At 42.7% G+C, this 11,570-nt stretch carries 11 protein-coding genes; 9 read left to right on the top strand and 2 right to left on the bottom strand.

Going from position 1 to position 11,570, the window contains the following annotated elements; genetic code table 11:
• Positions 1-93 precede the first annotated feature (93 nt).
• The 7 genes from dnaG to H7992_RS14715 all read left to right on the top strand — a co-directional run bounded on the left by dnaG (position 94) and on the right by H7992_RS14715 (position 7,552).
• Positions 94-1,908, top strand: coding sequence for a DNA primase (gene dnaG, locus H7992_RS14745; RefSeq protein ID WP_067210250.1), 1,815 nt, complete (start codon positions 94-96; stop codon positions 1,906-1,908).
• 34 nt (positions 1,909-1,942) lie between these two features.
• On the top strand, positions 1,943-3,061 hold the full coding sequence (rpoD, locus tag H7992_RS14740) for an RNA polymerase sigma factor RpoD (RefSeq protein ID WP_067210248.1): 1,119 nt from the start codon (positions 1,943-1,945) through the stop codon (positions 3,059-3,061).
• A 109-nt stretch (positions 3,062-3,170) separates the two neighbouring features.
• Complete coding sequence (locus H7992_RS14735) at positions 3,171-3,722, top strand: hypothetical protein (RefSeq protein ID WP_187045105.1); 552 nt, start codon at positions 3,171-3,173, stop codon at positions 3,720-3,722.
• Between the two features lie 92 nt (positions 3,723-3,814).
• Positions 3,815-4,954, top strand: a complete 1,140-nt coding sequence (locus H7992_RS14730) for an acyl-CoA dehydrogenase family protein (protein ID WP_067213966.1) — start codon at positions 3,815-3,817, stop codon at positions 4,952-4,954.
• A 197-nt stretch (positions 4,955-5,151) separates the two neighbouring features.
• Positions 5,152-5,520 carry a cytochrome c550 gene (gene cccA, locus H7992_RS14725; RefSeq protein WP_067210244.1) on the top strand — a complete coding sequence of 123 codons (369 nt, stop codon included), beginning with the start codon at positions 5,152-5,154 and terminating at the stop codon, positions 5,518-5,520.
• 218 nt (positions 5,521-5,738) lie between these two features.
• Positions 5,739-6,437: a tRNA (adenine(22)-N(1))-methyltransferase gene (locus tag H7992_RS14720; protein WP_187045104.1), complete on the top strand. Its 699-nt coding sequence runs from the start codon at positions 5,739-5,741 to the stop codon at positions 6,435-6,437.
• Complete coding sequence (locus H7992_RS14715) at positions 6,434-7,552, top strand: Nif3-like dinuclear metal center hexameric protein (RefSeq protein WP_187045103.1); 1,119 nt, start codon at positions 6,434-6,436, stop codon at positions 7,550-7,552. Before H7992_RS14720 ends, H7992_RS14715 begins: the two co-directional genes overlap by 4 nt.
• Before the next feature lie 112 nt (positions 7,553-7,664).
• Here the strand turns inward: H7992_RS14715 and H7992_RS14710 are convergent, their stop codons facing one another.
• Together H7992_RS14710 and vrrA are read right to left on the bottom strand one after the other, a co-directional pair.
• Positions 7,665-8,642, bottom strand: a complete 978-nt coding sequence (locus H7992_RS14710) for a 4-hydroxy-3-methylbut-2-enyl diphosphate reductase (protein WP_067210236.1) — start codon at positions 8,640-8,642, stop codon at positions 7,665-7,667.
• A gap of 64 nt (positions 8,643-8,706) precedes the next feature.
• Entirely contained in the window at positions 8,707-9,222 is a 516-nt protein-coding gene (vrrA, locus tag H7992_RS14705) for a VrrA/YqfQ family protein (RefSeq protein WP_067210233.1), read from the bottom strand.
• A gap of 112 nt (positions 9,223-9,334) precedes the next feature.
• On the opposite strand from vrrA, the gene H7992_RS14700 reads away from it, so the two are divergent.
• A complete protein-coding gene (locus H7992_RS14700) occupies positions 9,335-10,630 on the top strand; it encodes a DEAD/DEAH box helicase (protein ID WP_187045102.1) in 1,296 nt (431 codons plus the stop codon).
• Complete coding sequence (locus H7992_RS14695) at positions 10,627-11,532, top strand: deoxyribonuclease IV (RefSeq protein ID WP_067210228.1); 906 nt, start codon at positions 10,627-10,629, stop codon at positions 11,530-11,532. The genes H7992_RS14700 and H7992_RS14695 overlap by 4 nt, the downstream gene beginning before the upstream one ends.
• Positions 11,533-11,570: the final 38 nt, after the last annotated feature.

Genomic DNA, 11,570 nt, shown 5'->3' with positions numbered 1-11,570 from the left:
AGATTCCGAGCATAATCGAAAATATTTTGTCGAAAATGAAGGGTTTTTGAATACTATCTCGAATTTAATCTTGATAGAGTGGTTGGTGATAGGATGACGAGAATACCAGAAGAGACTATAGAAGCCGTCCGATCAAAGACTGATATTGTAGATTTAATTGGAGAATATGTGCAACTTACAAAAAGAGGAAAGAACTGGTTCGGGCTTTGCCCGTTTCACGATGAAAGTTCACCTTCTTTCTCAGTTACAGAAGATAAACAACTCTTCCATTGTTTCGGATGTGGCGCTAGTGGAAATGCGATTACCTTCATTATGGATATTGAAAATAGCCCTTTCACCGAAGCCGTTGTAAAGCTCGCTGAACGAACTGGTATTGAAATCGATGCTACAGTGGGTGAAGGATCCGGAGCAAAGCAGCATAATGAATTTAAATCTATGATTGAAGCGCATGCTCTTGCTGCAAACTTTTATAGTCATCTACTCCTAAACACTGTAGAAGGTGAAGAAGCACTAGAATATCTTGAAAAAAGAGGGTTTACGAGAGAGAGTATCGAAAAATATGGAATCGGGTGGTCGCTAAATGATAATGAAGCGCTGTCGGGTCTACTAAAGCGTAAGAGTTTCGATATGAGGGATATGGAACGTGCTGGGCTTTGCATCATGAAAGACGATGGGACTGGCTATTTTGACAGATTTCGAGCACGTATCATGTTCCCGCTTCATGACGACAATGGTAACGTTGTAGCATTTTCTGGACGTATACTTACCGGTTCAAAACAGGAAGCCAAATACCTAAATAGTCCCGAAACCCCAATATTCGAAAAGAGTCATATTCTGTACAATTTTCACAATGCACGTCTTAACGTCCGGAAAACGGGTAAAGTAATACTGTTTGAAGGATTTATGGACACGATATCGGCTGATCGTGCTGGTGTGACGAATAGTGTTGCCGTAATGGGCACATCTTTATCAGATACACATCTGCTGAAATTAAAAAGAATTGCTAAAGATCTTATCATTTGCTGTGACGGAGATGATGCTGGATGGGAAGCGGCAAAACGATTCGCAGACATGGCCACCCAAAAAGGGTTGGATGTTAAAATCGCGTTGTTGCCTGGAAAGATGGACCCCGACGACTACATCACAGAGCATGGCGGTGATGCATTTCGCGAAAAGGTCATCGGTAATCCCCATTCATTCATGTCATTCATAATGGCATATGCAAAGCGATCAAAGAACCTATCTTATGAAAACGATGTGTTGCAATATATCCATGAAGTATTGGAAGAATTAGCGAAGCGTTCATCGCCAGTAGAGCGGGATCTTTATTTCCGGCAGCTTTCAACCGTGACTGGTGTATCAATCGAAGCCATTAATCAGCAGTTTATAAAAATGGCGGGACATCAAGCGAAGAAAGCAAAAACAGAACCAAAGCATGGGGAAACTATGCGTCCTCAACCTACTGTTCCAATCAGAAAGAAGACCGGTACTGAGCGTGCAGAGCGATTGTTGCTCTTTCACCTGTTAAGTGATGGGGAATTGTTTGATCGAATACGATTGGACAAGCAAAACCTGTTCGTTCGAGAAGATTATGTTGCTATCTTCATTCGGCTCGCTGGGTTTTATGAACAACACGGAATACCTGATTTCCACAGGTTTGCGGAATCGTTGGAAGACCGAGAACTTAGAAAAATTGTATTAGAATCTGCAATGGTGGAAAGAGATCCTGAACACGCTGCGGAAGAAATAGCTGATTGTATCAGTCACCTTGAAAAATATAAAATTAGTTTGACAATCCATGCAAAGATCCATGAATCGAAAGAAGCAGAAAAAATAAATGATCATACCCGGGCGCTGGAGCTGGCCAGGGAAATTATACAGCTCCGGAAATCATTGACGACATTGTAGTCGTTTTCCGGTGTACTTAGGAGGAACGGGTAAGATGAGCAAAAAAGAGCAAACAGAAGATATGGAAATTGAAATGACTGTTGAAGAAGTGAAGGCAAACCTGTTGGAGGCCGGAAAGAAAACAGGTGAACTTACGCTCGATGAGGTAACTGAGAAGTTATCTGTGTTTGAAATGGAACCTGAACAGTTCGAAGAATTCCTTGATTTGATTGAAGTACAAGGAATTGAAATGGACCGCAAAGCCGATGAAGAAGCCGGCGATGAGGGGAAAGTAGTGGCAGAAGAAAAGTTCGATTTGAATGACCTCAGTGTCCCACCAGGTGTTAAAATCAACGATCCTGTAAGAATGTACTTGAAAGAAATTGGGCGTGTTGATTTACTGACAGGTGCGGAGGAAGTTGAACTTGCAATTCGCATCCTGGATGGCGATGAAGAGGCGAAAAAGAGGCTTGCAGAAGCCAACTTGCGTCTAGTCGTAAGTATTGCAAAGCGGTATGTCGGACGTGGCATGCTGTTCCTTGATTTAATTCAAGAAGGAAACATGGGGCTCATTAAAGCAGTCGAGAAATTCGACCATACGAAAGGCTTCAAGTTCAGTACGTACGCAACGTGGTGGATACGTCAGGCAATCACCCGTGCAATCGCGGACCAAGCCCGTACAATCCGGATTCCAGTTCATATGGTTGAAACCATCAATAAGTTGATTCGTGTTCAGCGTCAATTACTACAGGATCTTGGTCGTGAACCATCTCCAGAGGAAATTGGAGAAGAAATGGATTTAACTGCTGAAAAAGTACGTGAAATCCTAAAAATTGCACAAGAACCTGTATCACTTGAAACGCCAATTGGGGAAGAAGATGATTCTCACCTCGGTGACTTCATAGAAGACTCAGAGGCTCAGTCACCGTCTGATCATGCAGCATATGAGTTATTGAAAGAACAACTGGAAGACGTACTCGATACGTTGACAGACAGGGAAGAAAACGTGCTTCGTCTGCGTTTTGGTCTTGATGATGGTCGTACAAGAACACTTGAAGAAGTCGGTAAAGTGTTTGGCGTAACCCGTGAACGAATTCGTCAAATCGAGGCAAAAGCATTACGCAAACTGCGTCACCCATCTAGAAGTAAACGACTAAAAGACTTTCTTGAATAAAAAAGGGCATCGGCATAATTTGTGCCGATGCTTTTTTCACTGTTAAGCAACAGGGCAGCTGATTGGCGCTCTCCGATTTACCTACACTTTTCAAGGAGCGATTTATACTATGAATCCACAGCGAAAACGAATGATTATTTCGGAAATAAAATATTGGAAGCAGAATAAGTTGTTGCCGGAACATTACTGTGATTTTCTAATTACTCTCTATGCTCAAGGGCAGGATGAGAAGGAAGTGAAAGCCACCGAAGCCATTCTTGTCAAGGAAAAAAAGAAATTGGAACGGAAAATTGTTTTGATGACCATACTAGCGATAATCGTTAGTGGAGGCATGTTCGTATTTACCCAATACCCAGGGTGGACACTTACCTTGACGGCTGTTGTTTTGTTCTCGTTTCTCCTGTTGACGATGCGTAAATCAATGATTCAAATGGGAATAGCACCTATTTTATACATACTGGCATCCTTAATGTTGTTATTAATGTCACTGAAGCTATGGGTTGTCTTTTTCGATGGGCATACGATGTTACTAATCGGATTACTTATGTTGAACTGTGCGCTCTGGCTATTTGCAGGACGTATGCTAAAATTACAGTATTTCACAATCTCTGGTGCAGCTGGGCTACTATTAATCATCGTATTTTTACTTGTTTCGTTCTGAATTCTCCTATTCTTTCAGTAATAGTTGTGAAAACGGTAGACAATTCGTTATAATTGAAATTGTAAGCGTTCACAACAAAGGGGATGAAGATGTTGAATTTCGATTTGACAGAAGAACAACAGATGATTAAAAAAATGATTCGGGAATTCGCAGATGAAGTTGTTGCACCAGGTGCAATCGACCGCGACCGGACAAAAGAATTTCCAGTACAGGTGTTTAAACAGCTCTCCGAAATGGGAATGATGGGTTTACCGTTTTCTGAGGAATATGGGGGCGGAGGAGCCGACACAGTAAGTTTCGCAATTGTTACGGAAGAACTGAGCCGGGCATGTGCATCAACAGGAATTACATATTCGGCGCATATTTCTTTGGGAGGGGCACCGCTCAACCTATTTGGCACTGAAGAACAGAAACAGAGGTATTTGACGCCAATTTGTACAGGGGAATCATTAGGCGCATTTGGATTGACAGAATCGAATGCGGGCTCGGATGCGGGGGGGACGCAAACGACAGCAAAAGAAGACGGGGACGATTATGTCATCACCGGTTCTAAAGTGTTTATCACGAATGCGAGCTATGCCAAGCACCTTGCAATTACTGCTATCACTGGGAATGAAGACGGAAAGAAAGAAATTAGTGCAATAATCGTTCCGACTGATGCAGAAGGCTTCACGGTTATTGATAACTATGAAAAAATGGGGCTAAATGCTTCTAATACGACAGAACTTGTGCTTGACAACGTCCGAGTACCAAAAGAGAACCTGTTAGGGACTCAAGGTAACGGTTTCCGACAATTCCTCGTAACGTTAGACGGTGGACGTATTGGGATCGGTGCTATGGCAGTAGGAATCGCTCAGGCGGCATTTGACCGGGCACTCCGCTACTCTAAAGAACGTAAGCAATTCGGCAAAACTCTTTCTGAATTCCAAATAACACAATTTAAGCTGGCAGATATGGCGATGAAAATTGAGCTTGCACGCAATATGGTCCATAAAGCAGCATGGCTGAAAGATCAAGGGCGTCCATTCTCGAAAGAAGCTTCCATGTGTAAACTATATGCATCGGAAATTGCTATGGAAGTAGCGAGTGAAGCAATCCAGATTCATGGCGGTTATGGCTATATGAAAGAATATGAAGTCGAACGCTATATGAGGGATGCCAAGCTTCTTGAAATTGGAGAAGGAACTTCGGAAGTCCAAAGAATGGTCATTGCCAGACTAATTGGCTGTTAACAATAAAAGCGTCTTGCACCCGCTTAGACCCGCGCATTTGGTGCCTGTTGCTAGATAATAATAAAATATTTGTCGAAATTGTCACAAACACCGAAAAGATCATCGTTAACCCTTTCAGTTTTCTATTGAATACAGTACAATAATAGTTGTGTACTGTATTCATTACAGAATAGATCCTGATAAAGGAGGGTAATTCAATGGGAAAAAATCCAATAATTCCTTATATTCTTATTTTTGCGCTTGGAATCGGTCTTATTTTCTTCATGTCCCTTTATGGACTTGAACAGAAAAGTGAAATCGCTGAACAAGGCGAAGAGGGGGTAACTGAAGAAGCTCCAAGTTCTGCGGAATTTGATGCTGAAGCAGTTGCTCAAGGGAAATGTATCGGCTGTCACGGTGGAGACCTTACAGGCGGAATGGGACCAGGACTGGTTGGAACTAAACTGTCTAAGGATGAAATTAAAAACATCATAAAAGACGGTACTGATGGCGGAATGCCAGCAGGACTCGTTTCGGATGATGCCGAGCTTGACGCTATGGCAGATTATATTTTATCACTTAAATAATCCTTAATTAGGAAGAGCTGTCAGTTAGCAGAGCATTTCTGTAAACTGATGGCTTTTTCTGTTTTTTATGTTGAACAATTGAATACTTACATAAACAAAGCGAAGGTTACTCTTAGCCCCGCTGCGAATTCAATAGGATTCTTAATTTCAACAAATAGGATAAAGTGCAAAATACGACAAAATCCAATACAATAAAAGTATTGAAAGGCGGCGATCAATTGAATTCCGAACGATTATCTAACAGATTGAAGGCGGTTGCTTCTTTCGTTGACGAGGGTGCAGTCGTTGCAGATATCGGCAGCGACCATGCTTATTTGCCATGTTTCCTCATTCATACAAAGAAAGTGAAGAGGGCAGTCGCAGGTGAAGTAGCCAAAGGGCCATTTGAGTCTGCGGTTAAAAATGTGAGACGTGAAGGTTTTTCCGATGCGATTACCGTGCGATTGGCAGATGGTTTATTCGCTATTGAAGAAAATGATGCTGTCGATACGGTGACAATCGCGGGGATGGGTGGACCGCTCATCGCTACAATTTTGGAGAGCGGAAAAGACCGTCTTTCTCAAGTGAAGCGAATCATCGCACAACCGAATATATATTCTAGAGCAATCCGAGAATGGGCCGTTTCTAACGGTTGGAAAATAATAAAAGAACACATTTTGAAAGAAGACGGCAAAATATATGAAATTATCGTGATGGAAAAAGGGCAAGCGGTCTATGAGGAACTAGAATTAATGGCAGGACCTTTGTTATTGACTTCAAAAACCGACGTATTCATTGAAAAGTGGGAAAGTGAATTGTCGGAATGGAATCGCGTACTTGATTCCCTCGAAAAAACAATTGAAACAGAGGCAATAAAAACGAAAAAAGTACAGTTGGCACGTCATATTGCGTTAGTTAGGAAGGTGTTGACAACGTGAAAAAAGTGAATGGTCATGAAATTATTGCGCTTTTTGAAAAGTGGTCCCCAAAACGATTTGCAATGGATGGAGATCCAGTCGGTCTTCATATCGGGCAATTGAATCGAACTGTAGAAAATGTGCTTGTTACATTGGATGTCAATGAAGAAGTGATTGATGAGGCGATTCGAAAAGGTGCCAACCTTATTATCGCGCACCATCCACCAATCTTCAGGCCGTTGAAAAGCCTATTAACAGACACGCCGCAAGGTAGCATGATCGAAAAGTGCATTAAAAATGATATAGCTGTCTATGCGGCACATACAAATCTTGACGTTGCACCGGGCGGAGTGAATGATATGCTCGCTGAAAAACTTGGTTTGGTTGACACTAAAATAGTTGAGTCGACGCATTCTGAGTCACTTTATAAACTGGTTGTCTTCAGCCCCGCAACACATGCGGATGACATTAGACAAACGCTGGAAAAAGCGGGTGCTGGTGCAATTGGCGATTATGTCGGATGCAGTTTTAGCGCATCAGGTATTGGGCGTTTCACACCTGTCGAGGGGGCTGAGCCGTTTATTGGTGAAATGGGTAAAAGTGAGGCAGTTGAAGAGGAAAGAATCGAAGTGGTTGTCCCTGGACCTATTCGCAGTAAGGTACTAAAAGCGATGTTAGAAGTCCATCCATACGAAGAACCTGCGTATGATTTAGTCGTTCTTGATCAACAGTCAACTGACTATGGTCTTGGTCGTGTTGGGAAACTTTTGGAAAAGACAACGCTTGGACAATTTGCGGAACTTGTAAAAAAAGCTTTTGATGTCCCGGCACTTCGATTTGTGGGTGATCCAAACAAGCAGATTCGAAAAGTTGCTGTCTTGGGCGGAGATGGGAATAAATATATAGGAGCTGCTAAACGAAGCGGAGCGGATGTTCTGGTAACCGGGGATTTGTATTACCATGTTGCACATGACGCAGAAGCGATGGGTATTGCTGTCATCGACCCGGGGCACAATATTGAGAAAGTAATGATTCAAGGTGTTGCGGACTATATGCAGGCAGCTTGCGCGCAGGCTAGCTATAATGTCTTGTTTATCGAATCGGAAATTGTCACAGAACCGTTTACTTTCATTTGATAATGTTTGACGAAAAAAACCAGCCTCTGTAAAAGAGGCTGGTTCATTTTAAAGATGAAAATATGTTTTTCAACACGGAATAGTGTCTAGCTCTAAGCGCCAGAAGCTTATCTTAAGTTGTTGTGTACGGTTCAATTCGTATCACAGGTGTAGGGTTTTTAATTTTAGGTAGAATTTTTTCTACTAGGAATTTCCGTTCTGGAAGATGTGTAGAAGTATCTTCAGGATCGAACTTCTCAAGGAAAGCAATTACTTCACGAACAATCAAAGTTGGTGTCGAAGCACCCGCAGTGACAGAGACAGTTTCAACACCTTCCAACCACTTCACATCGAGTTCCGAAAGATCCGAGATTCGGTATGATGGAGTGTTGGCAATTTCGACAGAGACTTGTGTCAGGCGATTCGAGTTGTTGCTCTTCGGATCTCCTACGACGATAAGAAGGTCTGATTCCCCGGCATGCTGTGCGACGGCCTCCTGCCTTACTTGAGTAGCAAGACAAATTTCCTTATGAACTTCGATATGTGGATATTTCAGTTTAAGTGCGTCCATAATGTGAACAACATCCCATTGGCTCATTGTTGTTTGGTTTGTGACAAGCAATTTAGGGTTCTGTACAGTAAGATTTTCGACATCCTTAATCGTTTCTATCAAATGGACCGCGTGAGGTGCCACACCGATTGCTCCTTCTGGTTCTGGATGATATTTTTTTCCGATGTAAATGATGTCGTAGCCTTCTGCAGTTTTTTCCCCAATTAAGTCATGGGTGACAGTTACATCAGGACAAGTTGCATCAATCGATACAAGGCCTTTTCTTTTCGCAAGCTCCCGCACTTCAGGAGAAACACCATGTGCTGTGAAAATCACTGTACCCGTCTCAACTTTTTCAAGAATTTCTAGACGATTTTCACCATCAATCGTGATGATGCCATCTTCTTCAAACGCATCTGTAACATGTTTGTTATGGACAATCATTCCCAATATATAAATGGGTCTCGGCAATGTTTTGTCGAGTGCCGCATTTCTTGCGATGATCATTGCATCGACAACCCCATAGCAATAACCTCTAGGGGTAATCTTTAATACTTTCATGTCGTTTCACTCCTCTAATAGGATCTACCATCCATTATAACGGAGTTGGACGGCGGATTCAAAATTATCGGATGGGCGGCTGAAAAATACGGGGGGCTGACAGTCCGGAAGTGACATTAGCAACTGACCGTGCGGCAACTGCTCCACTTGTAGGTAAACTAGCGGCACCGGCTACCGGAAGTGATTGAAAGCCTTTGTACAATCTCCACATTGCGGGCAAGTTTTGAACCATTGGCGCGAATTGTTGGACCACAGGAGCGAATTGCTGGGCTGTGTTTAAGAATTGGTTTGCCGTTTGCATATACGATTCCATTTTTGATGGAATTGGTTGCTCTCCTGGACCACCCATAGGGCCACCACCTAATGGATTGTTCTGCGGGCCATTCATTTGAGCACCTAATGGATTGTTCTGTGGACCCCCCATAGGGCCACCAAATGGATCGTTCTGTGGACCATTCATGAATGGTTGTATAGGTGCCTGCAATTGCCCCATTTGAGGAGGTGGTCCGAAGTTCATTTGTCCCATTGGAGCCGGTGGCGGTTGTTGTCGCGCGAATGGATAAAAGGATTCATATCTCATAATTATCTCCTTTCAATAAATCAGAATGGACTTTCACATAGTATACTATGCGAAAATCGCATACGGCGGAACGAAATCGTGTTATAATAGGTGTACATTAGGAGGGTTACGAATGTCTAAATTTACAGACTATCAATTTAAACCGTTTTTACGGGAAGCAATCGGGAGGCTCGGCTTTGAAAATCCGACACCGATCCAAAAGGAAATCATACCGCTTATTCTGAAGGGTACAAATGCAATCGGACAAGCACATACAGGAACGGGGAAATCCCACAGTTTCCTTATACCGATATTACAACGGACAGATGCAACTGTCGATGAACTGCAAGCAGTTATCACGGCCCCGACAAGAGAGTTGGCGACGCAACTGTACAATGAACTTGCGAAGATGACAGAAGGAACGGAGTTGCGCAGTTCGCTGCTCATAGGTGGTACGGACAAGCAGCGGTCTATCGGGAAATTAAAATCGAATCCGCATATTATCGTTGGAACGCCAGGACGAATTAATGATATGTCCGAAAATGGGGCACTTGTAATTCATACAGCAAAAATCTTGGTTATAGATGAAGCGGACCTTGCATTCGACATGGGCTTTATTGAAGATATCGATAAGTTCGCAGCAAAAATGCCTGCTAAACTTGAAATGTACGTATTTTCTGCAACGATTCCGGAAAAGCTAAAACCGTTCCTAACTAAATACATGGAATCACCTGTTCATGTGAAAATTGGTGAACGCAAACCATTGACGGAAGGGATGCACTACTCCCTAGTACCTGTTCGCAGTATGAGTAAAAAGAAAAAGTTACTGCAAGTAATGGAAGGGATCAATCCTTATTTGGCAATCATCTTTATGAATACAAGACAAAACGCTGAAGGACTCGCAACTTACCTTGCAGAAAGCGGCATTAAAGTCGGAAGAATTCACGGCGATTTAACACCGCGTGAACGGACACGAATGATGAAGCAAATCCGGGATCTAGAATTCCAATATATAGTAGCGACAGACCTTGCGGCACGCGGAATTGATATTCCTGGTGTCAGTCACGTTATTAACTTCGAACTTCCTGATGACCTTGAATTTTTCATTCACCGCGTGGGACGTACTGCACGTGCTGGGCTTAAGGGAACGGCAATTACACTGTATGAACCTTCTGAAGACGATAAAGTAGTCAGAATTGAAAAGATGGGTATTCCATTTGTTCATGAAGAAGTAAAAAATGGTGAGTGGGTTGAAGTAAAAGAGCGTCATTCAAGACGAAATCGAGTAAAAGAAGTAGATGATATTGACCGTAAAGCAATCTCATTCGTACCAAAGCCGTCGAAAGTGAAACCAGGCTATAAAAAGAAAATGGCTCAGCAAGTAGAGAGCTTCAAAAAGAGAGAAAGGAGACTGAAACGTAAAAAATGACAAATGATAAGCCACTATTGCTTGGCTCCCATGTTTCGATGAGCGGAAGCAAAATGTTGTTAGGCTCAAGCGTGGAAGCTGCAAGTTACGGAGCAACTACATTCATGATTTATACCGGTGCACCCCAGAACACACGGAGGAAGCCGATTGAGGAACTGAATATTGCAGCGGGCCATCTTAGTATGGAGGAAAATGGTCAGTCAAATATCGTCGTCCATGCTCCGTATATTATCAATATTGCTAATACGTTAAAGCCCGAGACATTCAGACTTGGTGTCGACTTCCTTCAAAGTGAAATCGAGCGCACAGCTGCACTTGGCGTTGACCAGATTGTTCTTCATCCAGGCGCGCATGTTGGTGCTGGTGTTGACCTAGGGATCGCGAAAATTATCGAAGGACTAAATGAAGTGCTTTCCCAGGACTATCCCGTCCGCATAGCTCTCGAAACGATGGCGGGGAAAGGGACTGAATGCGGTCGTAACTTTGATGAAATTGCCGCGATTATCGATGGAGTCACACATAACGAGCGTTTATCGGTTTGTTTTGATACTTGTCACGTTCATGATGCGGGCTATGATATCGTTGGTGATTTTGAAGGAGTGCTAAACGAGTTCGATAAAATTGTGGGCATGGACAGAATATCTGTTATTCATGTTAATGATAGTAAGAACGAGCGCGGTGCAATGAAGGACCGACATGAAAATATAGGTTTCGGCCATATCGGCTTTGAACCACTTTCTTATATTGTCCATCATGAAGGATTCCAATCGATTCCTAAAATTCTTGAAACACCATTTGTGGGTCTGGATCCAAAGAAAAAATCGGCACCTTATAAATTTGAGATAGAAATGTTTAAGGCGAAATCGTTTCAACCAGATAAGATTGATCTGCTAAGAATTTAAATAGAAAACCCGCCTGCAAAGTATATATACGCAGGCGG

Source organism: Sporosarcina sp. resist, assembly GCF_014302295.1.
GTDB classification, from domain to species: domain Bacteria; phylum Bacillota; class Bacilli; order Bacillales_A; family Planococcaceae; genus Sporosarcina; species Sporosarcina psychrophila.
This window is presented reverse-complemented; position numbering and strand designations above follow the sequence as displayed.